The organism is Pseudomonas sp. MN1F (genome assembly GCF_009391885.1).
GTDB lineage: Bacteria > Pseudomonadota > Gammaproteobacteria > Pseudomonadales > Pseudomonadaceae > Aquipseudomonas.
Map to the genome: position 1 here is coordinate 139460 of NZ_VZII01000037.1, position 25665 is coordinate 165124.

Below are 25665 nucleotides of genomic sequence, written 5' to 3' on the forward strand. Positions count from 1 at the left end.
CAACGGAGCGTCCCATGCCCAAGCCAACCAACACTACTGTCGCCGTTGAAACAACGAGCGAGGCACTGAGCAACGCCACCTTGCTTGACCAGATCATGGCCGAGACCAAACTAGTGCCCGCACAAGAGGGCTATCAGGTTGCACGCCAGGGTGTATCTGCCTTTATTGCAGAAATACTAAAAAGCCATGATCCAGATCAACTCATCAATAAACACCGCGTCGATCAGATGATTGCGGAACTGGACCGGGTACTGAGCAAACAGATGGACGCCATCTTGCACCAGCCTGAGTTCCAACAGCTCGAATCGGCGTGGCGCAGCCTTAAACTTCTGGTCGACCGTACGGACTTCCGCGAAAACATCAAGCTTGAGGTCCTGCATGTCAGCAAGGAGGACTTGCTTGATGATTTCGAGAATGCCGCGGATATCACATGCAGCGGCATGTACAAACACGTTTACACCGCGGGTTACGGTCAGTTTGGCGGCGAGCCGGTTGCGGCCATGGTTGGCAACTACAACTTCGGGCCCTCTTCGCCCGATATAAAGTTGCTGAGTTACATGGCCTCGGTCGGTGCCATGTCGCACGCACCCTTCCTCGCTGCGCCCTCCCCTGAGTTCTTTAACCTGAGCAGCTTCGAAGAGCTGCCCAACCTGAAAGACATCAAGGACATCGTCGCCGGCCCCCGGCATGCCAAGTGGCGCGCGTTCCGTGAAAGTGAGGACTCCCGCCACACTGCGCTTGCCGGGCCGCGCTTCATGCTCCGCTCTGCCTATCATCCGCAAGAAAATCCCGTCCAGAGCTATCACTACAACGAGAACATCGACGGGAAGCACGACAACTACCTGTGGGGCAACTCCGCCTTCCTGCTGGCCAGCTGCATCAACGACAGCTTCGCCCGCTACCGCTGGTGCCCGAACATCATCGGCCCACAGTCGGGCGGCGCCGTCGAAGACCTGCCGGTGCATCTGTACGAGTCCCTGGGTCAGCTGCAGGCGAAGATCCCGACCGAAGTGCTGATTTCCGACCGCAAGGAGTTCGAGCTGGCCGAAGAGGGCTTCATCGCCCTGACCATGCGCAAGGACAGCGACAACGCCGCGTTCTTCTCGGCCAACTCCGTGCAGAAGCCGAAAAACTTCCCCAAGACCGCGGAAGGGTTGCAGGCACAGACCAACTACAAGCTCGGTACCCAGCTGCCCTACCTGTTCATCGTCAACCGGCTGGCCCACTACATCAAGGTGCTGCAGCGCGAGCAGATCGGCAGTTGGAAAGAGCGCAAGGACCTGGAGTCCGAGCTGAACAAATGGATCAAGCAGTACGTCGCCGACCAGGAAAATCCATCAGCCGATGTACGCAGCCGCCGCCCCTTGCGTGCTGCAAAGGTTGAGGTTTCCGACGTTGCCGGCGATCCGGGCTGGTACCAGGTCTCACTCGCGGTGCGCCCACACTTCAAATACATGGGTGCCAACTTCGAAATTTCCCTGGTCGGTCGGCTCGATACGCAATGAGTCTTTTCAGCCGTTTGAAGGTGGATCAGTCAATAAGCCGCGAACCCTCCCTGCAAGAGAATGCGTCCCAGAAGTTCGCTGCCATCAAGTGCCACCTCGAAACGCTGCTCAACGCTCGCCGGGGTTGCTCGCAAAGCAGCCCTGCGCTGGGCCTGCGGGACTTCAACGGGCACGACGCCAGCAGTGGCGACCTGCTCAAGCAGGTGAGCGCCGACATCCGCCGCACCATCCGGCGCTTCGAACCGCGTGTGCACGTGCGTTCGCTCAAAGCGATGCCCAGTTGTCACGCCCCGCTAGAGCTGCACTTCAGGCTGGACTGCCACGTACAGGTCAACAACCACATGGAGCAGTTGCAACTGGAGCTGCTGGTCAACGGCCATAGCCGCCACACCCAAGTGAGGTGACCCATGTCACTCAAGGATCGATTCAGCGAAGAGTTGCGTTACCTGCATGAACTGGGGAACGACTTCGCTCAGGACAACCCACAACTTGCCCGGCTGCTCGGCAAGGGTGCCAGCGACCCGGATGTCGAACGCCTGGTGGAGGCCTTTGCCTTCCTCACGGCCAAGCTGCGGCTCAAGCTGGAGGACGACCTGCCCGAGCTGACGCACCCCATGCTGCAGCTGCTGTGGCCCAACTACCTTCGGCCCCTGCCGAGCGCGACGATCATCCAATTCGCGCCACGCAAGCAGGCGCTGAGCCAGTCGCAGCGCATTGGCAAAGGCTCCCGGCTGTTCTCCAGACCCGTGGATGGCATGCCCTGTGAGTTCCGCACCTGCACGGCGGTGGACATTCATCCGTTCGAGATCGACGCGGTGAGCGCCACCCAGACACTCGACAGTTCGGTGGTTCGGCTCGACTTGCGAACCTTGGTCGAGCGGCCACTGAACACGCTGGGCTGCGCCAGTCTCGATGTGCATCTGAGCGGTGATGCCCAGACGGCCCGCACGCTGTACCTGTGGCTCGCTCAGTACCTCAAGCATGTCGCAGTGACGATCAATGGTGAGGTCCGCCGCCTGCCCGCCAGTAGCGTGGTGTTCCCAGGCTTCAGCCCGGACGAGGCTTTGCTGCCCTACCCACAGAACGTCTTCGACGGCTACCGGATTCTGCAGGAGTACTTCATTTTTCCCGAGCGTTTCCACTTTTTCAACGTCACCGGGCTGGAGAAGGTCTGGCCCGACCAGGCGACTCAGCAGGTCGTCCTCGAATTTCACTTCACCCGCCAGCTGCCTGATTCCCTGCGTGTCGGTAGCACCGACTTCAGCCTGTTCTGCACCCCGGCGGTAAACCTGTTCAGCCACAGCGCCGAGCCTATCGACCTGTCCGACCGGCCCGCCCAGGCCGAGCTTACGCCCCGAGGCGAGCAGCCGCACGCCTATGAAATTTTTAGTGTCGATCAGGTCATCAGTACCCGCACCACGACCGACGGCAGCACCGGCGAGCACCTGCGAACCTTCCGCCCCTTCGAGTCGTTCGCCCATGAAATCGAGCATGTGCAAGGTCGCACCGCGCTGTACTACCGCTATAGCATCGAAGACTCATTGCAAGGTGATGGCGTCACCCACCGTATCGCGTTCGTACGCGCCGACGCCAACGCCTACATCGGCGAGCTGGAAACGGCATCCATCGACCTGACCTGCACCAACCGCGACCTGCCGCTGGCATTAACCGTCGATGATATCAACGTGACTTCCGAGGTCACGCCGCCCCTGGCCACCTACACCAACCTCTGGCCGCCCACCCGCCCTTACCGGCCGGTACTGGACGGCAAGTTGCAGTGGGCCCTGATCTCCAACATGTCGCTCAACTACCTGTCGCTGCTCTCGGCCGAGCCGCTAAAAGCGGTCATCAATGCCTATGACTTCGCCGCCCTGCATGACATCCAGCAAACCCGCACCACCCGCAAGCGCCTCGATGGCATCAGCGATGTCCAGACAGAACCCCTGGATTGGCTGATCAAGGGCCAGCCCATTCGTGGCTTGCGCACACGGCTGAAGCTGGATCAAAGCGCATTCCTCTGCGAAGGCGACCTGTACCTGTTCGGTTGCGTGCTCGCGCACTTCTTCGCCCTGTACGCCAGCATCAATTCCTTCCACCAACTGGAAGTGATCAACACCACCAATAACGAGCACTACACATGGCCCATACAGACCGGCAAACAACCGCTGATCTAGCCGACAAGCTGCTCGCCGAGGCGCACCAGTACAACTTCTTCCAGTTGCTGGAGCGCCTGCACGGCTTGCACGGGGATGACCTGGAACCGCGTTGGCCAGACCCCACCGTACGCCGACGCGTGCGACTTGCCAGCGACCCGCGGCTGACCTTTCCCGTGTCCGACGTGTACAAGGCTGAACGCATGCCTGAAGCAGACGACCGCTATCGCGTGTGCACCACCTTCATGGGCCTGCACGGCACTGACTCGCCGTTGCCAACCTATTATCTGGAAGAAGTGTCGTACGAGCATGCCCACGGCATTGGTGTGCGGCCGGCGTTCTTCGACTTCTTCAATCACTACGTGCTGAGCCTGCTGCATCGCATCTGGCGCAAGTACCGCTACTACATTCGTTTCCAGCCCGGTGCCAGTGATGGCTTCTCGCAGTACATCTTTGCCCTGCTGGGGTTGAACGACAAACAGCTGCGCGGTGATACGGCACTGCCCTGGAGCCGGCTGCTCAGTTTCGCCGGGGTCATCGCCAGTCGCAGCCGTGCGCCGGGCACTGTCGCCGGCATCATCGCCCACTGCTTCGACCTGAAGCAGGTGCACATCCGTGAGTTCGAAACACGCTCGGTCCCCACTACGGCCAAGCAGCTGGTCAGCCTGGGTCGCAGCAATGGCGAGCTGGGTAACTCTTTCATGGTCGGCAGCCGCACGCGAACCCGCAGCAGCAAGTTTACCATCGTGATCAGCGAGCTTGATCAGGCACAGTTGCGTGACCTGTTGCCCAGCGGCATCAACTTCAATCGCTTGCGTGCACTGATCGACTTCCTGTTGCGAGATGGCCTGGCCTACGACCTGGAACTGCGTCTGAAGCAGAACGCATTGTCGCCCTTCTGCCTGCACCCTACCAAAGGCGCCTACTTGGGCTGGACCAGCTTTGTCGATGATCGCCACGGCCAGATCAGCCCCGTCGTGCGGTTCCGGGGGCGCTCATGAGCCTAATGACCCTGAACATCATCAACCTTGAGCAGTTGCAGCATAACGTCACTGCCCGACACCCGTTCGATCGCACAGGCGGCACCATCGGCAGCGCGGGGGCCACTTGGCTGATCAATGACCGTAAACGCACGGTTGCACCGATCCACTGCGAGATTCGCTGGATCGAAGGCGGCTTCTGCGTGATCGACCGCTGCCAGCGCACCTACCTCAATGACAGCCTTGACAGCTTGGGATCACTCGCCCCCAGACGACTGCGGGAGGGTGACCAACTGCGCGTTGGCGCCTATCGACTGCTGGTTCAACTTGCGCAGGCCGATGCACGCTCTCTGGAGGACCTGTTCAGTCCTGAACAGCGAAACCTTGATAACTGGCTAGTGGAGGGTTCAGCCAACGCCTGGCAACCCACTTCAGGCGCCACGCAGATTGTCGCAGACATCTGCTCAGCCTTCGCGCCAGGTATCGGCCACGATCCCTTAGCGGCACTGGACACAGTGACAGGACCTGCCCAGGAAGACCCGCTGGAATGCCTGATCGCAGGAGAACGCCCATGACGCATCATTCATTCGTGGCCAGTCTACTGACGGCGCTGATCGGGCTCTCGGGCTGCACTGCTCTGGGCAAAATCGGCCAAGTGATCAAGGACCCCTCGGTGCCCGTCGGGGCGACCAAAGAGCATCCCACCCAAGTCGCGTTCAGCATTAACGCCAGCCCGACGCTCAACGGCAACCCTCACAGCGTCGAAGCACCAGCTGAGCAGCCGGGCGCCCTGGAACCCAGCCCTTACGCGGTCAGCTTGAGCGCGGGCGACCCTTACGCCTTGACCGAGAAGGTCGGGACGCTGCTCGAGTATCTCCAGGAACAGTTCCCGGCAATGTCGCCCGTCACGATGCCAGTGGACGAGGACGATGATCTGGCGCGTTCTCCCATGGAGGAAAGTACGCCCGGCCGCTACGAAGACCCGACCGTGGTGTTGACCCTACCCCACACCACCACCGTAGCCACCGAACCTGTCGCTACGCCCATGGCCATCAAGATCCTGCAGCTGCGCGACGACTCCCTGCTGCGCAACAGCGTCTACGAACTGCTGGACCAGGACCCGGCCAAGGCGCTGCGCAGCACCTACATCCGCGATGACGACTACCTGCTGCGGCCAGGTCAATTCAAGTTCATCCCTTTTGCGCCCATCGACCCCGAAACGCGATTCGTTGCGGTGATCGCCGACTACCGCAACCAGGAAAACGCCACCTGGAGCCAGGTGCTGCGCATCCCCCCTCAGGGCCATCAGATCATCCTGTCGGTGCTGCTCAACGACACGCAGGTCCTGCTCAAGGAAGAAGACTGATGCCTGCACTGTCCTTCTCACTTACTCACGCTGACACGGAGCGCTCATGAGTTCACGTAACCCTGTCCTGTGGCCTGAAGGCCTGTACGTCAAACCGCAACATTTCCAACAAGCAGCCAGAGCCAGCGAAGCCGCCCTGCACCAACGCCTCGGTAGCCTGAATGCGGCCTTTTATGGCTTCAGCGAACTGCAGTTGAACGACGAGTACCTGAGCCTGGGCAAAATCGCCATCACCCGCGCGCGAGGCATCATGCCAGACGGCACGGTGTTCGATATCCCGGCTGACCTGCCGCCACCCCCACCGTTGGAGATCGAGAACGACGGTGCCAAGGACAGCGAGATCTTCCTGTGCCTGCCGCTGCGCACCGAAGGTGGCCGCGAAGTGAGCTGGCCCGACAATGCTGCCAACTTCCGTTACAGCGCCCAGGCCGAGGAAATAAAGGACACTCACAGCGCTGACGGTGACCTGATTCAAGTCGACCTGGCGGTGCCCAATCTGCAGCTCAAACGCAAGGCTGACGATAGCAGCGCCTATACCCGCCTGGCCTTGGCACGCATTCTGGAACGGCGCCTCGATGGTAGCCTGCAACTGGATGAAGGGTTCTATCCCACCAGTGTTTCGGTGCGTGCCGTACCGGCGCTGCAACGCTTCCTGGAGGAGATCACCAACACGCTGCGCGAACGCGCGCGCAACCTCGCCGCCCGCATCGGCGCCTCTGGGCAGTCCGGTATCGCCGACATCCGCGACTTCAACCTGCTGCAGGCCATGAACCGCTGGTGGCCGTGCTTCCAGCACCTGGCCAGGCAGGGTCAGACGCACCCCGAGCAGCTGTACCTGTGCATGAGCCAGGCTTGTGGCGAGTTTGTCACCTTCACCGATGAGACCCGCCTGCCACAAGAATACCCCGCCTATCACCACACCGCGTTGCGCACTTCGTTGAAGCCTTTGGAAGACACCCTGCGCCGGGCGTTGAGCACAGTACTGCAACCCCGCGCAGTTTCGCTGCCATTGGAGACGCTGGAGTACGGCGTCATGACAGCCGCACTGGAGGACCGCCGACTGATCGATGAGGCCACTTTCATCCTGGCCGTACGCGCCGATCTGCCACCCCAGGCGTTGCGCCAGATGTTCATCCAGAAAGCCAAGATCACTTCACTCGAAGCGCTGGAGGATCTGGTGCCGCTGCAATTGCCCGGTATTCCCCTGAACACCTTGCCGGTGGCACCTCGCGACCTGCCCTTCCACGCAGGCTTCAGCTATTTCGAGCTGGACCGGCGTGACTCGGCATGGGCGTGCATGAAAACAGCCAATGGCTTCGGGATTCATGTTGCGGGGGACTTCCCTGGGCTGGAGCTGCAGTTCTGGGCAATCAGAAGTGAATGAGATGAAAGATGCTACTCACGACAGTCAGGATGAAAACAAAGGTTTCTTCGGGACGATAGACAACGCAGATAGCGGGGTGAGGACATCGGCTGAAGATTCAAAGCCAGAAGCACAGGCCGAGCCTGCTTTTGAGGGGTACTCCGCTGACCCGGACTTCCAACGGCGCGGTGGTTACGAAAACCTGATGCTGGATGCCGCCGCGCCGCTGTTCGGCCTGGTGATACGCCTTCGTACCCTGGACGAATTGCCCAACATCGAGGGCTTACACCGACAGGTGCGCAACCAGATCAACAACATCAGGGAAGAGATGCGCCAGCAAGGCTACGAGTCCACGCAGCTGCTGGCCTACTCGTACGGCCTGTGCCTTTACATCGATGAAGCGGTCATGGAGCGACCTTGGGGCAAGGCCAGCTGCTGGAGTCAAGACCCCCTGCTGAGCATCTTCCACGACGAAACCTGGGGTGGGGAGAAGATCTTCACTGTGCTCTCGCGCCTGATGCAGGAGCCCGAGCGCTACCAGGACGTACTGGAGTTCATGTACTTCGCACTGTGCCTGGGCCTGAAGGGCAAGTACGCCATCGCGCCGAAAGGCGAAGAGTCGCTGAACGGGCTCATTCACCAGCTCCACGGGATCATCCGTGAACTGCGCGGCCCCGTGCCGGCATCGGTCGGCGATCCCTATACCAACGTGGCCCCGCGCAATTTCCGCATGAACCGGCAATGGCCGTGGTGGAGCCCGCTGGTGCTTTCCGCCATTGCCCTGGCAGTGGCCAACGGCATCTACAGCTACCGCCTGCACCTGATTACCACCGAGGTGCTGGAGTCGCTCAACGGCATCTTGCAGCAGTAAACAACCGACAACCGACGCAATTGAATTCAACGAATTGACGGAGCGTTTGCTTCGTTGACAAGCCCATCGTTCCCGATGGCCACGCCAGTGCGCGTGTTTATCCACATGGACGCAGGAGAAACTGCCATGCCAACACCCGCTTACATCAAGATCATTGGTCAAACTCAGGGCAACATCACTGCTGGTGCATTCACCGCCGACTCCGTTGGTAACGTTTACCAGCAAGGCCATGAGGATGAAATCCTTGTTCAGGAAATCAATCATGAGGTCACTACACCCACTGATCCACAAAGTGGCCAACCCAGCGGCCAGCGCGTACACAAGCCGTTCAAGTTCACCAGTTCACTCAACAAAGCCACGCCGCTGATGTATCAGGCGCTGGCCACCGGCGAGACGCTGCCGACTGTCGAAGTCAATTGGTACCGCACCTCGACTCAGGGCAAACAAGAGCACTTCTTCACGACAAAGCTTGAGGATGCAACCATCGTCAGCATCAATACCGTCCTGCCCCACGCTCAAGACAAGGAGAACGAGAACTATACGCAGCTGATCGAGGTTGCACTGGCCTACAGGAAAATCATGTGGGAACACGGTGTAGCCGGTACCGCTGGCTCGGATGACTGGCGCGCACCCGCCGCCTGATAGTTGCGAATGCTCCGTGCAGGCCATGCCTGCACGGGCTTTGCGTCACCTCAGACGGCGGAAGGATTGCTTATGCCTAGCCAATCTGATTTGCGTTACAGCTTCCAACCCCTAGTCAGCCAAGTTGAATTTGAAGTGGTGTCGTTCGAACTCAGGGAAGAAATCAGCACACCCTTCACTCTGGAGCTGACACTGATCAGCTTCGAGAACGACATAAACTTCGGCCACCTGCTCGACAAACCGGCCCTATTCACCATCTGGGATGGCGAACGCCCAGTGCGTTACGTGCATGGCCTGGTCAGCCGTTTCAGCCAGGCTGAAAGTGGCTTCTGCCGCACCTACTACCACGCGCTGGTCGAACCACAGCTGGCCCGTGCCGGCCTGCGCTCGAACTGGCGCATCTTCCAGCAGAAAACCGTACCGCAGATTCTTGAGCTGATGCTCAGGCGACAAGGCATCGACCAGTACGAGGTGCGTGCCAGCATGGACCACCAGGTCCGCGAGTTCTGCGTACAGGCTGGCGAGACGGACCTGGCGTTCATTGCTCGTCTGGCCGCAGAAGAAGGCTTCGTCTACCGCTTTGCATACAGTGAAAAGCTGCACAAGCTGATCATCACCGATCGGCTGCAATCATTCGGGCTGATCAGTCATGGGGCCATCAAGACCGAGGATGAAGACGAGGGTTTCTACGATGATGATGAGCCGGTAGATCCCAACACCGTTTTCTACCAATCCAACAGTGGTGGCGACCAACCAATTCCTTGTCTGCGTCGCTTGAATTACAGCGAACAGGTACGCACAGCACGCCAGGTTCAGCGCGACCACACCTTCACCAACCCTACCTACCGCCAGGAACACCGGGCCTGCGGTCCCTTTCTGGAGCATCAATCCAAAGAGTACGAGTACTTCGATTACCCAGGTCGCTATAAACGCGACGCCGTGGGTAAGCCGTTCACCGAAAACCGTATTACCGCACTGCGTCACGATGCGCGGCTGGCGGAAGTGCAAGGCGATGACGTACGCCTGCAACCGGGCCTCAGCTTCAACCTGACAGGTCATCCGCGCGACGATCTCAACACCCATTGGCGAGTGAAATCGGTCAGGCATAAGGGCAGCCAGCTCACCAGCCTGCAAGAAGAAGCCGTTGGTGTCGATCAAAGCACCCGATACGAGCAGACCGCAGTGCTGGTACCCGGCCGGACTGAGTGGCGCCCTGGTCCACTGGAAAAGCCACAGGTTGACGGGCCGCACATGGCCACCGTTGTCGGCCCGCCCGGCGAGGAAATCTACTGCGATGAATGGGGCCGGGTGAAGGTCAGCTTTCCCTGGGACCGCGAGAGCCAGAACAACGAGTTCAGTTCCTGCTGGGTGCGCGTCTCTCAAAGCTGGGCCGGAGGCAGCTGGGGATCTATGGCCATCCCGCGCATCGGCCAGGACGTGATCATCCAGTACGTCAATGGCGACCCTGACCAGCCGATGATCACCGGGCGTACTTACTGTGGCGATCAGCTGCCGCCGTATGACCTGCCCGACCACAAGACCCGCATGACCATCAAGAGCCAGACCCACAAGGGCGATGGCTTCAACGAGCTGCGCTTCGAGGATGAGCTGGGCCGGCAGGAAGTGTTCATTCACGCCGAGAAGGACCAGAACAACGTCGTCAAGCACAACGAAACCACCTTCGTCGGCAACGACCGCAGTGAACGGGTTGACCACAACGAAACGATCTCCATCGGCGACCACCGCACTGAAGACGTTGGCAAGAACGAAACCATCAGCATTGGCGCCAACCGCAGCGTGACCATCGGGGCCAACAAGACCGAGACCATCACGCTGGCCAAAGCGGAAACCATCGGCTTGGCCAAGGCCCTGACCATAGGTGCGGGCTACCAGGTGAGTGTGGGCGCGGCCATGAACACAACTGTTGGGCTGAGCCAGAGCGAGCAGGTGGGCATTCATAAGTCCGTGATGGTAGGCAATCGCTTCAGCATCACTGCGGGTGACGAACTGAGCATCACCGTGGGTAAGTCCACCTTGGTGATGAAGTCCGACGGCACTGTGCTGATCAACGGCAGCAACTTTGACTTCAGTGCCACAGGGCCTGTGCAAATCAACGGCAAGGATGTCGATATTAACTGAAGGGAAAACCCAAATGGAGTTACGCAACCTGACGCCATTTGACGTCATGTGCTTCAGCGCACTCGATAAACAGGATGTCGAGCATCCGGTGATCGTGATGAAGGTAGGCTATCGGCTAGAGCCGATCGCTGAAAGGCCCGGACACCTAAGCGCCCACGTAATAGATGATGACCCCGTGGCACTTTGCTTGGCTGACAAGTACTCCGGTGAGGAAGGTCGCAGCAGCGTAAAAGAGGAAAGCGACTTAGCCCCTTACAAGCCTCGCTGTGATGTCCTCATCAATGGACACGCCCACGCCCCCAACGGCGCCCCCACTCGCGCTTGGGTAGCCGGCATCCGCCTGAGTGAACCTGCAGCGCCGTTGAAGATCAAGGTCGAGCAGCCTAAACCATGGAAAGCAGGTGAACCACTTACGCAACAGCAACTCTATGCCTGGCGCGACGCGCAAGCCAAAGCAAATCTAATCCGTGCGAACGCCCCAACTAGAAACATACTTTTAGACAAACGACTGCGCTTCACAGGGCCACGGGTATTTAGACAAAGCTTCTTGGGCGGCTGGCATCTGACCGAAGCCGAGCTGGCCGAAAATGTACCATTACAATGGGAATACGCATTTGGTGGGTCGAGTGTCTTTTTAAACCCTTGTTACCCAGAGCAGGCGCCTGAGCCCTTTTTGCTCAACCAAGTCTGTTACAGCAATCCTATAGGACGAGGTTGGATTGAACGCCGTCATTTAGATGTAGCCGATTCACTTGAGTTGCCCTTTAAGGAACTACCCGCGCCCCAAATTGAGCTGACTGAAAGTCCTATCGATAGGCTGCTGACGACTTCTCAGCCAGATGGGGATATCAGCGCCATCCACATGGCCGAGATTTCCAATGCCCTTGGCTATCGACCTGCCGGGTTCGGCGTCGTAGGACGGGCTTGGGCGCCCCGCCTAGCTTTGGCCGGCACATACGACAGTGAGTGGCAGGACAATCGTTGGCCGGGTCTACCAGCCGACTTCAATTTCAGCTATTGGAACGCTGCGCCTGCTGACCAACAAACCAACTTTATACGGCCTGATGTCCGCATTGAGTTGTTCAACCTGACCCCGCTCGACTGGAGTCACAACGGCCAATCGTGCGTACACCTACCAGGACACCGCCCATTTCTGCTCGCTCGGTTGCACAGCGGTGCGATGGTCCCCCTACCGCTCCTAACGGACACTCTTTTGATCGACACCGACGCAATGACGTTGTCGCTGACTCATCGGATAAACCTCCCGTCCGCAGACCCTATTCGCGTTTTAGAAGCTCGATTCGAGGTTGACCCAAATTCACCACTCATCAGACGCGCCCCGGCAACTCACAGGATTCGGGAGGGGTTCTGAAATGGCAGACAACGTTCTTGCACGTAAACAAGACAGATGGATAGTCGTCAGCATCGCTCCAGATGTCTGTAAAACCCCTATGGGCGGAGCCACGCCACCCGTACCCTACCCGGTCACTGCAGAGCTGAAAACTGCAACAGGTGTCGCCAAATCAGTGCGCGTCAACGGACACCCCATAGTTGTCTATGACAAGAGCTTGATACCCAAGACAGATGGTGACCAAGCGGGCGCGGCCAAAGGCATTAAAAGCAATACAGTTGGCGGAAAATGTTACCCGCACGAGAAAAGCAGCACCGTCCGAGCCGAAGGAAAGCTGGTGGTACGCCATAACGATCTATTCTGGATGAACGGAACGTAAATTATGAGCGAACCACTTAATATTGAAATAAGTAAGTTTCAACGATCAATCGGCAACAACCAAAGCATTGCCACTTACCAGCAGGGGGATGGCGTAGTCGTCCAGCTTTGGGAAGGTCAAAAGCTTGTATATCACGACCTCATGACCTATGAAGAGTACGCAGTTTATCGAGCCGAAGTTCCAGAATACGGCCTACTGGACTATCCACCACCAGAGAACCATGAAAGCAGAGAAGCTGGGGGAACAAAAGCCAATGGCAACACCATAGGGCGTGTAGTTGGAGAAGCCTCAAGCAAGGAAATGCCTGCGGCCGAAGCGAATACACCGCTCGTTCCCGAAACAGAGCAGGAAGAAGGTTGGTGGAGCAGTGCTAGTCCGTGGGTGCATGGGACATTAGACGGACTTGGTTTTATACCTGGACTAGGCGCATTTCCGGACGCTTTCAATGCTGTAATATATGCCATTGAAGGCGATATTGAGAATGCTGGCCTCGCGACATTTGCTGCGATACCAGTAATCGGGGACGCCGCAAAAGCGGGTGTGTTAGTCGGAAAAACCGCCAAAAAAGCTGGATCACACACGACTCGAGAGGCAATCGAGGGTGCTGGGGAAAACACGACGAAAAAAGGCACTGGTGGCCAAGGAAAACGAAAGCGCAATTCAGACAAGTGCAAACCACTTGAAAATGGCGTACCTGGCAATGACTACCGAGGAGGAAAACATTCGAAAATTCGCCAGGGTGGGAAAAATTACACCCCACTTAGAGAGTCACACCACATGCCGGCGGCCTCAGCCTACTCGAGACTCAATGGAAAAACAATAAAGCCAGCAAATATGCCGACTATTCAAATGGATAAGGCAGATCACATGCTAACGAAAAGCTGGGGCAGCAGTCTGTCAGCACAAAGCTATAGACTCGAGCAAGAGCGGCTTATAAAATCTGGCAAGGCTGGCTATACAGCAGCAATGATGATGGATATTACTGACATTCGAGAAAAATTCGGCGACAAATACGCGCCTGCCATAGCCCAGATGATCGCCTGGTCAGCATGCAAAGGATATATATAATGAAAAATAAAACCGACGAATGTGACGAATGGATCCGAAAAATAAAAGCCGTGATCACAGATAAGGGAAAAGACAGCGACACCAGATTTCACGAACTAATTTACAATGCCCCCGACACAAACCCTCAAATTGTCGTAGACACTATATTTTCAACTTTTCTACACCCATTTGACTCGAGCGTAATGCAGGCCTGTATTACCGTTCTCAGCGGCTATCCGCTTGAAATTTATACAGCCTCATACGTAAAAATATTACCCCTACTACTAGAGACAGAAAAAACCTGGGCGATAGACCTTTTCGACTACCCAGGAAAAGAGTTATCCCCTGCCGACGTAAAAAAAATTGAAACCAAAATACTCGAGAGACATGATGGACAACAGATTCTACACGATCTAAAATCAGAAATCATCTACCAGCAACTCGATCAAGATGAGCCATGGAGCTTCCTAACAGCCTAAGAAGGTGAAAGCATGGAAGATATACTGAAGAAATTTCTCGAGAAGGGTGCCGAATTATTGGAGCACACTTCATTTGCACCTATAACTCCTCCGCAGGAAGATCTTGACCCGCTCACTCCCCCCGCTGTGTTTATAATACACTGGGCCGCATCAAACGGAAAGATGATCGAAAGCAAAGACATCTTGAAAACATACAAATCTGGGGCTACGGCTGTAGAAATCATTACTGAACTCAGGCGCGTAATTGGCAAAGAACTTTTACCAAGCCACTTCACCCCAGAAATAAGACCCTTTTTGCAAAAATACTACCGAACAGGCTGGACCCACAACTACCGAGATGATTTCTTCAATATCTTTCAAGAGCTAGTAGAGCTGAATGATGTTTTTACTCTAGAGTACACCAATGACAACTTTAAGCGCTTAGAACCCTGCTTAAATTCCCGGCTTAGCGAATGGGCATCATAAATACCTCTCAGCACACCACCGGGCAAGGTGCCGACCGCATCGGCTTTGTCGCGGAATGGATTGAAGGGCGCCAGCGCCAAGTACAGTGGGCTGTCGTGCTGGTCCAGCCAGCGCTCCAGGCGCTTGAAGCGCAGGTCCTGCTCTTCAGTACCAGGCAAGGGCTGGCCCGTGGGGTGAATCAGCAGGGACAGGGACATTTCCACCCCGCGGGCGGAGCTAAGCTCGTCACGGTCATAGCAGGCCAGCGCGGTCACCAGGTTGTACGTATCATCAATATGGTCGCCTTCAGCAGTGGCCAGCCAGGCGTCGTGATCGTTGCTGGCTTGCAAGGCCTGTTCACGCATCAGTCTGCGGCGATCTGTTTGCAGTAGGACGAAACGCTTCTTTTAAGTTCATGATTGAGCTACCTTGATTCGGCACACACAAAGCAGTTACGAACCAATTTGTCGAATGCATTTTTAGGAAACCATGAGTAGATCCTGCTGGGCGAAAAACTTTATGGGGCGGCCATTAAAGGCACGTTCTTATTTGGCCTGCGGCGCTCAATAATCATCACTAGATGCTCTATGATTATAAGCGCCTGCACCCTGGGTTTATATTCTTGATGTGGATCCGTAATTCGGCAAGTATATGATTGGGTGGGCTTGCCGTTGGGTTCATTGAGGGTCAGCCTGGAACCACTACGCCCCTTGGCGCATCGGCCAGCCCGGTGAAATGCAGGGCAAAAAGAACTGGCAACTACCGTTCGGGGCAGTCCTCTTCCCTTCAACCTTTCCGTTGCCATCTGCTGGTACGTCATCTGCCGCATTTTCAACGTGCAGGCCGCACCGCCACCGCCAGAGGCGTTCGAGGAAGCCCCCATTCAAACCAACAAGCGAAAACGCAAATGAGCACCGGCTAAGAAAAGTTCGTGCTGCCTGCAGCAGCCCAATCACCCAATCATTGATCCATGTCGCTAGACTTCACCTTTATCCGCTGACAAAGTAGGGAAATTCTCATGGACGACGCCCACAACCCAGCAAGGCGATTCCATGGCAATCGACTCCGTTCTGCTCCGCATCCTCCGGGCTTTTGCAACATTCAACCATCGCATTTCCCTGCGCCGTCTGAACAAGGAAGAGGTCAACCTGATCGATCACTTCCGCACCCTGCCCGAGCGCGACCGGATCGCCGTGCGGTTCATGTGCACGGCGATTCACAAGACCTCAACAAACCAGCCCGATTAAAGTCAAGCTGACCTCACTCCCCGCCATCCAGCCCCATCTGCCAGAAATCAGCCTCCAGCCGCGATGCCTGGCCAAAGACCTGTGCCAGGTCGACAAAGCGCTGCTCGGTCATGCTCCGCGCCGCCAATTCATCAAGGTGCTTGCGCGCCGCCGCTGCCACCCCTTGGTAAGCCTCCCCGGCGTATTCGCCGATCCACTCCCGGTAAGGGTGCCCGCTCAGGTCACCAATGCGCTCCGCCAGCGTGCGGCCAATCTCGGCATACCCAATCACGCACGGCGCCAACGCCACATGCAGTTCAAGCAAGTCACCGGCCGCGCCGCAGTCGAGCACGTAACGGGTGTAGGCCACAGTCGCCTGGTGCTCAGGCGCAGCCTGGATATCGGCCTGCGACAACCCCCACCGCGCGCACAAGCGCAGGTGCAGTTCGGTCTCGTCGAGAATCGCCGCCAGGCCCGCCTGGGCTGCGCGGATATCCGCCGGCAGGCGGCTCTTGTAAGCGGCCAGGGCCCAGGCGCGGGCGAACTGGATGAGGAACAGGTAATCCTGGATCAGGTACGTGCGGAAGGCTTCTTCCGACAGCGTGCCCTCGCCCATCTGCCGCACGAAGTCGTGATCGACATAGCTGTTCCACTGCCCGGCAGTAGCCGCCTTCAAACGCTCGAAAATATCCATGCTCACGCCTCCTCGCTGTAGACGGCGTCGAAGAAGGCAAGCTCCAGTTCAACGGTACGTGCGTAGAAATCACTGGCCAATGCGGCCTGCTGGGGGCCCACCCGGTCCAGTTCGGCCTTGAGGAAGGCCACGAAATCGCAGAACGCCGGGTTGTCGTGCAGGGTGATCCATTCGGCGTAGACGAAGTTGGCCGGCAATGGCTTGGGTGCCTTGAGGGCCCAGTCCAGGTACAGGCCTTCGGCAACATTCAGCACGGCCAGTGCGGCGGCGTAGGAACGGGTAGCTGCGGCCTCGCGCATGATGGCCTTGAACCCGGCGGTCGGTGCAGTGTCGGCGGGCTCGGTGCGCTGCGCCGGGCTGACATCGAGGGCCTCGAATGCACGCAGGAAATAGGTGTTCTCGTCGCTGGATATCATCCCGGCGAAGCGGCCGAAGCGCAGGCGGGCCTCAAAGGTGTCGGCGCTGGCGATGGCGGCACCGAGCAAGGTCAGGAAGCTGTCGAGAAAGCGGTGGTCCTGGACCAGGTAGCGGACCATGATCGGGTCGGCCACGCTGCCGGCACAGAGTTCGGTAACGAAACGGTGGCCGACGGCGGCCGACCAGGTCGGTTGGTTCTGGCGTTGCAGGGTTTCGCTAAAGCGTTCGGTCATGGTGTGGCCTCGCAGTGAGGCCGGCAAAAGGCAGGTTCAGTCCCATCCCTTCGCCGGCATTATCCGGATCAGGTTCGAAGGGTCACCGCGCTGCAGCTGCCAGCGGTTTCTCAGCCCGTTGCCGGGCTCCCCTTGGTGGGCAACAGGTATACAGCGCCAATCACCAATTGTCACCCACTCCACCACCGGAGTTGGGCCCCCACCCCGCCCAGTTTCGGGGGCCTACACCCGGTCTTTGACACCCTGTTATTTAGCGCGCCTCAGGCGCCGCAAGGAGTTGTTTAACAAAGTATTACCGAAATACCTGTTGGCACAGCCGTTGCTCAGGCCATAAAAACCCGGCAATACGCCATTGATGGCCCATAGCCATTTTGCTGCGAGCGAGGCACCAGGCAATGAAAACACCTGCCGTGATCCACCCCAACAGCCACGCCTTCACATTGTCCGCCGTGACCGCGCTGATGCTTAGCTTCGGGCTGATCTCAGCCATGGCCTCCTCGATGGATGATGTCAGCCAGCCACCGCCGACGGACCCGTCGCATTACGATGACCAGCCAGCAGACCCCGCCCCGGCGCTGCTCAACCTGTCCACCCTGCCCGAGGCCAACCAAGGATCGCTGGAGCTACAAAATGGGGTATACGGTGATCGCACCAGCAACCTCGTCGACAACGTGCTGCCGCCCGCCCTGCAGACGTCACGCAACTACCCTACCAACGGCAAGCCGAGCCCGTTGTTCGGGGCGCAGCCGTTCACCCAGCAATTGCTGCTGTTCGAGGAATTCGGACCGGAAAAACTCGACCCCAACCTGCCACCACCGACGCTGACCTTCCCGGTGCCCACGCTGGGCGCGGAACCTGCTCAAGACCCTAACGTGGTCGCCCGCAGCAGCCCCAACGGCAATGCCCTGGAAGCCTTCCTCAAGCAACCGGGGCTGTACCCGTACCCGACCCAGTACGCCAACACCCTGGACCGCAACCCGTGGAAGGCGCAGATCGAGCTGTTCCTGAACCGCAACTCGGTCGGCTCGCCAGCGGAAGGCCGGCCACCAGGAAAAGGCTGGTCGCACCAGCGTTGGAACGAGTTCTACCCCCAGGCGGCATTCAAGACCGCGCAGGCCGGTGCGCGCATCAACCAGGGGCTGCGTGACCGCAAGCAGCTGCACAACTATGCCGTCGGCGAGTTCGCACCGGGCGGGCTGTATTACCAGACCTCGGACATCCCGAACACCCTCGGCACCACCAAGGGCATCGACACCCGTTTCCACCCCAACTTCCCCCTGCAGAACCACAAGTCGCTGTGGACCTTCGACGGCACCTTCCCGCCGAAACTGCTGATGGTCCGCTATGGCCAGCCGGTGCTGATGCGCCACTACAACGCCCTGCCGATCGACCCGGCAGCCAACGCCGGCTTCGGCCTGCACACCATCTCCACCCACGAGCACAACGGTCACTCGCCGGCCGAGAGCGATGGCTTTGCCAACGCCTACTTCTTCCCCGGCCAGTACTACGACTACCGCTGGCCGATCCAGTTGGCCGGCTACGACACCATCAACACCCGTGCCGAAGACCCGCGCGCCGCCTTCCCCTGCTCGCCGGGTGAAACCCTGTTCGTCAACGACGCCAACCCAGGGCTGAAAACCTGCGAGAACGGCAGCATCAAGATTCGTGGCGACTGGCACGAAACCATGAGTACCCACTGGTTCCACGACCACATGATGGATTTCACGGCGCAGAACGTCTACAAAGGCAATGCCGTGATGATGAACTACTACAGCGCGCTGGACCGCGGTAATGAAGCGCTGCAGGACGGCGTCAACCTGCGCTTCCCGAGCGGCTCGGCCATGCCGTGGGGCAACCGCGACTATGACGTCAACCTGGTGATCGCCGACAAGGCCTGGGATCAGAACGGCCAGCTGTGGTTCAACCCGTTCAACACCGACGGCTTCCTCGGTGACCAGGTGCTGGTCAACTGGCAGTACCAGCCCAAGCTCAAGGTCCGCGCACGTAGCTACCGCTTCCGTATCCTCAACGGCTCGGTGTCGCGCTACTTCAAGTTTGCCGTGGTGCGTGAAATCGCTGGCAACAGTGGCGAGTTCAAGGGGCCGTCCGGCTCCAACGTATCGTACGCCCGCGTGCCGTTCCACATGATCGCCAACGACGGCAACATCATGGAACATGCCGTGCCATTCGACGGCACCCTGGACCTCAACGGCGATGGCAAGACCGACGACAACAACGCCATCCTGCCACTGCAAGGCATCGCCGAGCGTTACGACATCATCATCAACTTCGCCAAGAACGGGATCAAAGTTGGCGACAAGCTGTACATCGTCAACATCATGGAGCATGAAACCGGCAAGGGCCCGAAACAGGCCATTTCGCTGGCCGACGTGCTGTCCGAGAAGTACAAGGCGGTGATCAAGCAGACCAGCAGCGGGCCTGAATGGGACAAAGGCGACCCGGTGGTCGGCAAGGTCATGCAACTGGTCGTGCAACCCTACAACGGCACCGACGTCAGCATGGACCCGAGCGCCTATGAGCCGGCCAAACCGGGCAAGGCTGAAGGCCTGAAAATGATCCCGCTGGTGATCGATCGCAACGCCGTGGCCGACCAGGCCAAGATCAAGGCCGCGCGCCACCGCGAGTTCACCTTCGGCCGCTCCGACGGCACCGACACCACCCCCTGGACCATCAAGACCGACGGTGGCTTTGGCTACAGCATGGACCCACGGCGCATCTCCGCGGCAGCGCAGCTGGCCAGCGAAGCGACCCAGTCCGGCTTCAGTGGCGACGGCACCCTGGAGGTGTGGAAGATCAAGAACGGCGGCAGCGGCTGGAGCCACCCGGTGCATGTTCACTTCGAGGAAGGCGTGATCCTCAGCCGTGATGGCAAGGCTCCACCGGAATGGGAAAAATGGGCACGCAAGGACGTCTACCGCATCGGCCCGGATGCCGACTCCTCGTCTGAGGTGGAAATGGCCATTCACTTCCGTGAATTCGCCGGGACCTACATGGAGCATTGCCACAACACCCAGCACGAAGACAATTCGATGCTGCTGCGCTGGGACATCGAGCACCCGGGCCAATTCCAGGTGATGCCAACCCCGCTGCCGGGTTGGGATGGTGTGCAATACATGGCGTCGGTGGGCCTGCCAACCTTCCGCACCGCCAGCAACACCACCACCGACACTGCCAACAAGCCACCGGTGGCCGTGAACGACAGCGCCGCGACCACGGCCGGCAAGCCGATCGTGATCAACGTGCTGGCCAATGACACCGACCCCGAAGGCAACCTGCCGCTGACCGTCAAGGGCCTCAACCAGCCTGATTCCGGCAAGGGTACGGTCAGCACCGATGGCACCACCGTGACCTACACCCCGCCGGCCACGGTCGACGCCCCGTTCACCGCCAGCTTTGCCTACACGGCGCGTGACGCCAAGGGTGCCGATTCGCTGAACCAGGCCACGGTCAGTGTCGCGGTGAGCCCTGCGGTGGTAGCGGACCAGATCCAGGTCAGCAGCGCCGTGGTGCAGGTACGCAGCAACAGTCGCTACACCTGGGACATCTCCGGCACCACCTCGGTGGCCACCGGCAACAGCATCAGTGTGACCGCAGCCACCACCAGCGGCCCGCTGAACCTGGGCACGGCCACGCTGACGGCGGCAGGTACCGGGGCACGCTGGCGGTTGTCGGTGACCACCACCGGCAGCGGCCCGGCGACACCGGCGACGATTACCGTGAAGTCGGCACTGGGCCAGAGCGTGACGGCGCCAATCAGCATCAAGTGACTGTTCCATTGAAAAGGGGCCGCTTTGCGGCCCCAACTGCATCAACCCTGGAGGAATGACATCATGGCCCTGTCATGGCGTGTTCTGCTTGCCCTCACCCTGTTTGCTGCCGGTACTCACTACTGGCCGATCAAGCCAGCGCAATCGGCGCAGTCGGCACCCTCGGCCGAGGCCGCCACACCGTGGGGCGCCAGCTACTTCCCCAATACCCCGCTGGTCACCCAGGACGGCAAGAAGGTGCGGTTCTTCGACGACCTGATCAAGGACAAGGTGGTGGCGATCAACTTCATCTTTACCGGCTGTTCCGACTCCTGCCCGGTGGAAACCGCCCGCCTGCGCCAGGTGCAGAAGATCCTCGGGGACCGGGTGGGCAAGGACATCTTCCTCTACTCCATCAGCATCGACCCCTACAACGACACCCCCGCCACCCTCAAGCGCTATGCCGAAAAGTTCGGCATCGGCCCCGGCTGGACCCTGCTTACCGGCGAACCTGAAGACATCGAACAGCTGCGCCGGCGCCTGGGCCTGTACATCGAAGGCCTGGAAAACGGGCGCTCCAAGGACCACAACCTGAGCCTGATCATCGGCAACCAGGCCACTGGCCGCTGGATGAAGGCCTCACCGTTCGAAAGCCCTTACATCCTTGCCGACCGCCTGGGCAACAGCCTGCACAACTGGAAACAGGCCAGTGCCATGAGCAACGACTACGCCAGCGCACCGCAGATCCGCCCGCCCAGCAGCGGCGAACAGATCTTCCGCACCCGCTGCTCCTCGTGCCATGCCGTGGGTAACACCGAACCCGGCCAACCCGGCATCGGCCCCGACCTGCTCGGCGTAACCCAGCAACGCGACCCAAACTGGCTGATACGCTGGCTGAAAGAGCCGGACCAGATGCTGGCCGAAAAGGAACCGCTGGCCACCCTGCTCTACGAACAGTACAACCGCCTGGCCATGCCTAACATGCGCCTGGGCGATACCGAGATCACCGCGCTGATCACTTACCTGCAGGAAGAGACCACGCGCATACAGACGCCGCTGGCGGATCGGGGAAAACCTTAAGCCGACCCTGCAGGACTATGCGGTACCTGTAGGAGCGGCTTCAGCCGCGAGAGGCCCGGACAGGCAAACCAATAAGCGTTATGGTGTCGCTAATATGAAGCTGGCACCACCACCATGACCGACATCGAGCGCTACGTTCGCGCCGCCACCCGCGACAACACCCGGCGCAGCTACCAGGCCGCCATCGAACACTTCGAGGCCCATTGGGGCGGTTTCCTGCCGGCCACCGCCGACAGCATCGCCCGCTACCTGGCCGACCACGCCGAACAGCACGCGGTCAGCACCTTGCGCCAACGCCTGGCAGCACTCAGCCAGTGGCATATCAGCCAAGGCTTCCCCGACCCGACCAAGGCGCCGCTGGTGCGCCAGGTGCTGCGCGGCATCCGCACCCTGCACCCGACGCCGCCCAGGCAAGCCGCCCCGCTGTTGCTGCAACACCTGCAGGCAGCCGTCGAACGTTTCGAAGCAGAAGCCACCCAGGCCCGCGCATGCCACGACCTGCCGGCCTTGCGTCGCGCGCGACGTGACACTGCCTTGCTGTTGCTGGGCTTCTGGCGCGGCTTTCGCGGTGATGAACTGGCACGGTTGCGCGTGGAACACATCCAGGCCGAAGCCGGCGTCGGCATTACCCTGTTCCTGCCACGCAGCAAGGGCGACCGCGAAGCACTGGGCGTGCAACACCGCACCCCGGCCCTGAAAACGCTGTGCCCGGTCAATGCCTATCTGCAATGGATCGAGGTGGCGGGCATCGCCCACGGCCCGGTATTCCGCAAGCTCGACCGCTGGGGCAACCTCAGCGACCCCCCCCTCAACAGCAACAGCCTGGTCGGCCTGCTGCGGCGCATGCTGGCACGGGCCGGGGTACCCGCCGCGCTGTACACTGGCCATTCCCTGCGGCGCGGCTTCGCCACCTGGGCAACGGCCAATGGTTGGGAGCTGAAGGCCCTGATGAGCTACGTCGGCTGGAAGGACGCCAAGTCGGCATTGCGCTATATCGATGCGGCGCAACGCTTTGGCGAGCTGGCCGTGCTACCGGCCAGCCAGGGGCAGGCGCTGATTCCTTGAAGGCGTACCGCGCGATGCCACCTATCAGCGCTGCTGCCTGGCGCATTGCCAGACACGAGCGATATCGCCGGCACGGTCGTGCAGAAGCTGCGCGGCATTCGCGCAGGCCTGCTCCAGGGTCATCGGCCCGCTGGCCAGGGCAAAGGCCGCGTCGATGCCATGGGCATACAGCTGTTGGTAGCCTTCGCCCAAGGTGCCCGCCAGCACCACCACCGGCACCCCGTGGCGCTTGGCCACCCGGGCCACTCCCATGGGGGTCTTGCCGCGCAGGGTCTGGGCGTCGAAGCGCCCTTCACCGGTAATCACCAGGTCGGCGCCTTGCACCAGCGTGTCCAGCCCGGCCAACTCCGCGACCACTTCCACCCCAGGGCGGAAGCGCGCACCCATGAAGGCCTTGGCGGCAAAGCCCATGCCCCCGGCCGCACCGCACCCCGGGAAGTCGCGCACGTCCTCACCCAGCAGCTGGGCACAGTGGTCGGCAAAATGGCCAAGGGCCTGGTCCAGTGCCTGCACCTGCTCGGGGTTGGCGCCCTTCTGCGGGCCAAAGATCGCCGAAGCGCCATTGGCACCGCACAGCGGGTTGTCGACATCGGCCGCCACTTCAACCTGCACCTCGGCCAGGCGGGGGTCCAGGTCACTGGCGTCGATACGGGCCAGCCGCGCCAGGGCCAGGCCACCCTCCTCCAGCGCTTGCCCGTTGGCATCCAGCAGGCGCAGGCCCAGGGCGCGCAGCATGCCGCTGCCGCCATCATTGGTGGCACTGCCGCCAATGGCCAGGACGATGCGTTGTGCCCCGGCCGCCAGGGCGGCGGCGATCAGCTCACCGGTGCCCCAGGTGCTGCTGCGGCAGGCATCACGCTGGCCGCTGGGTACCAGCTGGATACCGCTGGCCTGGGCCATCTCGATCACGGCGGTGCGGCTGTCTGCCAGCCAGCCCCAGCCGGCTTCCACGCTTTGCCCCAGCGGCCCGCGCACGGTCAACCGGCGCAGTTCGCCATGGCTGGCCGCGACAATCGCCTCCATGGTGCCTTCGCCACCATCGGCCATCGGGCATTCGACCAGTTCGGCAGCGGGCAGCGCCTCACCCAGGCCAAGGGCGATGGCACGGGCGACACCGGCAGCGTCGAGGCTGTCCTTGAACGAGTCGGGGGCGATGACGATTTTCATGGGGATTCTCCTGTCCTGATGACGGGCATGCTGACAGTTGTCTGGCGCGCCGGCCTCGGTCGGATGCACAAAAGGCCAGCGGCGTTGTTTGGGCAAATGCCTTTGGCGGCGTTCAATCAGCCGGCAGCAGTTGCAGCCCCAGGTACAGGCTCAGCATGCCTTCCAGGCGCAACGGGTCTACCTCGCCCAGTTCAGCGATGCGCTCCAGGCGGTAGCGCAGGCTGTTGCGGTGGATCCCCAGGGCATCGGCACAGGCTTGGCTCTGGCCATCGTGCGCGCACCAGGCGCGCAGCGTGATCAGCAACTGGCCGCTGGCATCGCGGGCGCGAATGCGCTGCAGCGGCTCCAACAGTTCATCCAGCGCGTCTTCGTTGCGGTGGCGCCAGAGCAAGGCTGGCAGGCGGTAGCGGCTGAGGCTTAGCAGCTGTTGTTTCGGCAGCACCTCGCGGCCATAGGCCAGCAAGTCACGCACCCGTCGGTAACCCCGGCGCAATTGCTCCAGGCTCTGCGCCGCGCTGCCCAACGCCAGGCGTTCGACCTCCCAGCCATGGCGCTGCAGGCGTTCGATCAGGCGTGCTTCATCCAGCACCAGCCCCGCCGGGCGGCACCACAGCAGCGACTCGCGCGAAGGGCTCACGCACCAGCTTTCCGGGTAGCGGCTCATCAACCAGGCCGACAACGTTTCAGCAGGTGGCCCGGATTGCAGCTCGAACAGGCACGGCACCCGTGGCAACTGGGGTTTCAGGCCCAGCTGCTGCGCCTCATCCAGCAGCCGTGGCGAATCACCACTGCCACCGAGCAGCAACGCCAGCAGGTCATCGCAACGCTGTCGCCGCCACTGCTGCTCGACCTGCAGATGGCGTTGCGCCAGCAGCATTTCGGCGGTCATGCGCACCAGTTCGCCGTAGGTGCGCAGTTGCTGCGGCTCGCCGGTCAGGCCGAGCACGCCGATCAGGCGCCCGTCGAGCATCAACGGCAGGTTGACGCCGGGCTGCACGCCCTTCAGGCACTTGGCCGCGTCGACGTCCAGCTCGACCACCCGGCCATTGGCCAACACCAGCTGCGCACCCTCGTGGCGGGTGTTGATGCGCTCGGGCTCGCCACTGCCGAGGATCAGCCCCTGGCTGTCCATGACGTTGACATTGCACGGCAGAATGGCCATCGCCCGATCGACGATATCCTGCGCCAGGTCATGGTCCAGTTCGAACATTCAGCGGTCCTTAATCGTGTCAGCTTTTGTACGGCGGCACAGCACCATGCACGATACGCTGTGCAAAAGCACAAAGACAGGCGCGTC

General features: G+C 60.1%; 22 protein-coding genes, 2 pseudogenes and 1 riboswitch. Of the genes and pseudogenes, 19 read left to right on the forward strand and 5 right to left on the reverse strand.

Annotation, left to right across the window (positions count from 1 at the left end):
* Positions 1-14 precede the first annotated feature (14 nt).
* From tssC to F6X59_RS18605, 14 genes are all read left to right on the forward strand, one after another.
* Positions 15-1505, forward strand: coding sequence for a type VI secretion system contractile sheath large subunit (tssC, locus tag F6X59_RS18540; RefSeq protein ID WP_152957476.1), 1491 nt, complete (start codon positions 15-17; stop codon positions 1503-1505).
* Positions 1502-1909: a type VI secretion system baseplate subunit TssE gene (tssE, locus tag F6X59_RS18545; protein WP_152957477.1), complete on the forward strand. Its 408-nt coding sequence runs from the start codon at positions 1502-1504 to the stop codon at positions 1907-1909. Before tssC ends, tssE begins: the two co-directional genes overlap by 4 nt.
* Positions 1910-1912: 3 nt before the next feature.
* Positions 1913-3679 (forward strand): type VI secretion system baseplate subunit TssF, encoded by a 1767-nt coding sequence (tssF, locus tag F6X59_RS18550; RefSeq protein ID WP_152957478.1) that lies wholly within the window; start codon positions 1913-1915, stop codon positions 3677-3679.
* Entirely contained in the window at positions 3643-4659 is a 1017-nt protein-coding gene (gene tssG, locus F6X59_RS18555; protein ID WP_152957479.1) for a type VI secretion system baseplate subunit TssG, read from the forward strand. The genes tssF and tssG overlap by 37 nt, the downstream gene beginning before the upstream one ends.
* Positions 4656-5213, forward strand: a complete 558-nt coding sequence (locus F6X59_RS18560) for an FHA domain-containing protein (RefSeq protein ID WP_152957480.1) — start codon at positions 4656-4658, stop codon at positions 5211-5213. Before tssG ends, F6X59_RS18560 begins: the two co-directional genes overlap by 4 nt.
* Positions 5210-6004 carry a type VI secretion system lipoprotein TssJ gene (gene tssJ, locus F6X59_RS18565; protein WP_152957481.1) on the forward strand — a complete coding sequence of 265 codons (795 nt, stop codon included), beginning with the start codon at positions 5210-5212 and terminating at the stop codon, positions 6002-6004. Before F6X59_RS18560 ends, tssJ begins: the two co-directional genes overlap by 4 nt.
* Before the next feature lie 46 nt (positions 6005-6050).
* The gene (gene tssK / locus F6X59_RS18570; RefSeq protein WP_152957482.1) at positions 6051-7388 is read left to right on the forward strand and encodes a type VI secretion system baseplate subunit TssK; all 1338 of its coding nucleotides are present in this window, start codon (positions 6051-6053) and stop codon (positions 7386-7388) included.
* Between the two features lie 76 nt (positions 7389-7464).
* Entirely contained in the window at positions 7465-8238 is a 774-nt protein-coding gene (gene icmH, locus F6X59_RS18575) for a type IVB secretion system protein IcmH/DotU (protein WP_372240450.1), read from the forward strand.
* Between the two features lie 126 nt (positions 8239-8364).
* Complete coding sequence (locus tag F6X59_RS18580) at positions 8365-8880, forward strand: Hcp family type VI secretion system effector (RefSeq protein ID WP_152957484.1); 516 nt, start codon at positions 8365-8367, stop codon at positions 8878-8880.
* Positions 8881-8952: 72 nt separating this feature from the next.
* A complete protein-coding gene (locus F6X59_RS18585) occupies positions 8953-11019 on the forward strand; it encodes a type VI secretion system Vgr family protein (RefSeq protein ID WP_152957485.1) in 2067 nt (688 codons plus the stop codon).
* A 13-nt stretch (positions 11020-11032) separates the two neighbouring features.
* The gene (locus tag F6X59_RS18590) at positions 11033-12391 is read left to right on the forward strand and encodes a DUF2169 domain-containing protein (protein WP_152957486.1); all 1359 of its coding nucleotides are present in this window, start codon (positions 11033-11035) and stop codon (positions 12389-12391) included.
* Between the two features lies 1 nt (position 12392).
* Positions 12393-12749, forward strand: coding sequence for a DUF4150 domain-containing protein (locus tag F6X59_RS18595; protein ID WP_152957487.1), 357 nt, complete (start codon positions 12393-12395; stop codon positions 12747-12749).
* Positions 12750-12752: 3 nt separating this feature from the next.
* Positions 12753-13817, forward strand: a complete 1065-nt coding sequence (locus F6X59_RS18600) for a hypothetical protein (protein WP_152957488.1) — start codon at positions 12753-12755, stop codon at positions 13815-13817.
* On the forward strand, positions 13817-14275 hold the full coding sequence (locus F6X59_RS18605; RefSeq protein ID WP_152957489.1) for a hypothetical protein: 459 nt from the start codon (positions 13817-13819) through the stop codon (positions 14273-14275). Before F6X59_RS18600 ends, F6X59_RS18605 begins: the two co-directional genes overlap by 1 nt.
* 482 nt (positions 14276-14757) lie before the next feature.
* On the opposite strand, the pseudogene F6X59_RS18610 reads toward F6X59_RS18605, so the two are convergent.
* Positions 14758-15084, reverse strand: a pseudogene (locus F6X59_RS18610) (hypothetical protein); the annotation flags it as partial.
* 325 nt (positions 15085-15409) lie between these two features.
* On the opposite strand from F6X59_RS18610, the pseudogene F6X59_RS28720 reads away from it, so the two are divergent.
* A pseudogene (locus tag F6X59_RS28720) lies at positions 15410-15630 on the forward strand (hypothetical protein); the annotation flags it as partial.
* Between the two features lie 141 nt (positions 15631-15771).
* Positions 15772-15966, forward strand: a complete 195-nt coding sequence (locus F6X59_RS18615; protein WP_152957490.1) for a hypothetical protein — start codon at positions 15772-15774, stop codon at positions 15964-15966.
* Positions 15967-15979: 13 nt separating this feature from the next.
* Here F6X59_RS18615 and tenA read toward each other — a convergent pair whose 3' ends face one another.
* Positions 15980-16639, reverse strand: a complete 660-nt coding sequence (tenA, locus tag F6X59_RS18620) for a thiaminase II (RefSeq protein WP_152957491.1) — start codon at positions 16637-16639, stop codon at positions 15980-15982.
* A 2-nt stretch (positions 16640-16641) separates the two neighbouring features.
* Positions 16642-17289, reverse strand: a complete 648-nt coding sequence (locus F6X59_RS18625) for a TenA family protein (RefSeq protein WP_152957492.1) — start codon at positions 17287-17289, stop codon at positions 16642-16644.
* Between the two features lie 28 nt (positions 17290-17317).
* Positions 17318-17432: riboswitch (TPP riboswitch) on the reverse strand.
* Positions 17433-17684: 252 nt separating this feature from the next.
* Between F6X59_RS18625 and F6X59_RS18630 the strand changes: the two genes are divergently transcribed.
* The 3 genes from F6X59_RS18630 to F6X59_RS18640 all read left to right on the forward strand — a co-directional run bounded on the left by F6X59_RS18630 (position 17685) and on the right by F6X59_RS18640 (position 23201).
* A complete protein-coding gene (locus tag F6X59_RS18630) occupies positions 17685-21077 on the forward strand; it encodes an Ig-like domain-containing protein (RefSeq protein WP_152957493.1) in 3393 nt (1130 codons plus the stop codon).
* Positions 21078-21140: 63 nt separating this feature from the next.
* Complete coding sequence (locus F6X59_RS18635; RefSeq protein ID WP_152957494.1) at positions 21141-22136, forward strand: SCO family protein; 996 nt, start codon at positions 21141-21143, stop codon at positions 22134-22136.
* 114 nt (positions 22137-22250) lie between these two features.
* Positions 22251-23201, forward strand: a complete 951-nt coding sequence (locus F6X59_RS18640; protein ID WP_152957495.1) for a site-specific integrase — start codon at positions 22251-22253, stop codon at positions 23199-23201.
* Positions 23202-23225: 24 nt separating this feature from the next.
* Here F6X59_RS18640 and F6X59_RS18645 read toward each other — a convergent pair whose 3' ends face one another.
* Both F6X59_RS18645 and F6X59_RS18650 read right to left on the reverse strand, forming a co-directional pair.
* The gene (locus F6X59_RS18645; RefSeq protein ID WP_152957496.1) at positions 23226-24368 is read right to left on the reverse strand and encodes a glycerate kinase; all 1143 of its coding nucleotides are present in this window, start codon (positions 24366-24368) and stop codon (positions 23226-23228) included.
* Between the two features lie 112 nt (positions 24369-24480).
* The gene (locus tag F6X59_RS18650) at positions 24481-25578 is read right to left on the reverse strand and encodes a sugar diacid recognition domain-containing protein (RefSeq protein WP_152957497.1); all 1098 of its coding nucleotides are present in this window, start codon (positions 25576-25578) and stop codon (positions 24481-24483) included.
* Positions 25579-25665 lie beyond the last annotated feature (87 nt).

What these genes read in the sequence shown, in the direction of transcription:
- tenA (WP_152957491.1), bottom strand. Translation starts at nt 16,639, where the DNA reads ATGGATATTTTCGAGCGTTTGAAGGCGGCTACTGCCGGGCAGTGGAAC.
- F6X59_RS18615 (WP_152957490.1), top strand. Translation starts at nt 15,772, where the DNA reads ATGGCAATCGACTCCGTTCTGCTCCGCATCCTCCGGGCTTTTGCAACA.
- tssE (WP_152957477.1), top strand. Translation starts at nt 1,502, where the DNA reads ATGAGTCTTTTCAGCCGTTTGAAGGTGGATCAGTCAATAAGCCGCGAA.
- tssF (WP_152957478.1), top strand. Translation starts at nt 1,913, where the DNA reads ATGTCACTCAAGGATCGATTCAGCGAAGAGTTGCGTTACCTGCATGAA.
- F6X59_RS18590 (WP_152957486.1), top strand. Translation starts at nt 11,033, where the DNA reads ATGGAGTTACGCAACCTGACGCCATTTGACGTCATGTGCTTCAGCGCA.
- F6X59_RS18605 (WP_152957489.1), top strand. Translation starts at nt 13,817, where the DNA reads ATGAAAAATAAAACCGACGAATGTGACGAATGGATCCGAAAAATAAAA.
- tssK (WP_152957482.1), top strand. Translation starts at nt 6,051, where the DNA reads ATGAGTTCACGTAACCCTGTCCTGTGGCCTGAAGGCCTGTACGTCAAA.
- F6X59_RS18585 (WP_152957485.1), top strand. Translation starts at nt 8,953, where the DNA reads ATGCCTAGCCAATCTGATTTGCGTTACAGCTTCCAACCCCTAGTCAGC.
- F6X59_RS18640 (WP_152957495.1), top strand. Translation starts at nt 22,251, where the DNA reads ATGACCGACATCGAGCGCTACGTTCGCGCCGCCACCCGCGACAACACC.
- F6X59_RS18600 (WP_152957488.1), top strand. Translation starts at nt 12,753, where the DNA reads ATGAGCGAACCACTTAATATTGAAATAAGTAAGTTTCAACGATCAATC.
- tssJ (WP_152957481.1), top strand. Translation starts at nt 5,210, where the DNA reads ATGACGCATCATTCATTCGTGGCCAGTCTACTGACGGCGCTGATCGGG.
- tssC (WP_152957476.1), top strand. Translation starts at nt 15, where the DNA reads ATGCCCAAGCCAACCAACACTACTGTCGCCGTTGAAACAACGAGCGAG.
- F6X59_RS18650 (WP_152957497.1), bottom strand. Translation starts at nt 25,578, where the DNA reads ATGTTCGAACTGGACCATGACCTGGCGCAGGATATCGTCGATCGGGCG.
- F6X59_RS18645 (WP_152957496.1), bottom strand. Translation starts at nt 24,368, where the DNA reads ATGAAAATCGTCATCGCCCCCGACTCGTTCAAGGACAGCCTCGACGCT.
- F6X59_RS18560 (WP_152957480.1), top strand. Translation starts at nt 4,656, where the DNA reads ATGAGCCTAATGACCCTGAACATCATCAACCTTGAGCAGTTGCAGCAT.
- F6X59_RS18580 (WP_152957484.1), top strand. Translation starts at nt 8,365, where the DNA reads ATGCCAACACCCGCTTACATCAAGATCATTGGTCAAACTCAGGGCAAC.
- F6X59_RS18630 (WP_152957493.1), top strand. Translation starts at nt 17,685, where the DNA reads ATGAAAACACCTGCCGTGATCCACCCCAACAGCCACGCCTTCACATTG.
- tssG (WP_152957479.1), top strand. Translation starts at nt 3,643, where the DNA reads ATGGCCCATACAGACCGGCAAACAACCGCTGATCTAGCCGACAAGCTG.
- F6X59_RS18595 (WP_152957487.1), top strand. Translation starts at nt 12,393, where the DNA reads ATGGCAGACAACGTTCTTGCACGTAAACAAGACAGATGGATAGTCGTC.
- F6X59_RS18625 (WP_152957492.1), bottom strand. Translation starts at nt 17,289, where the DNA reads ATGACCGAACGCTTTAGCGAAACCCTGCAACGCCAGAACCAACCGACC.
- F6X59_RS18635 (WP_152957494.1), top strand. Translation starts at nt 21,141, where the DNA reads ATGGCCCTGTCATGGCGTGTTCTGCTTGCCCTCACCCTGTTTGCTGCC.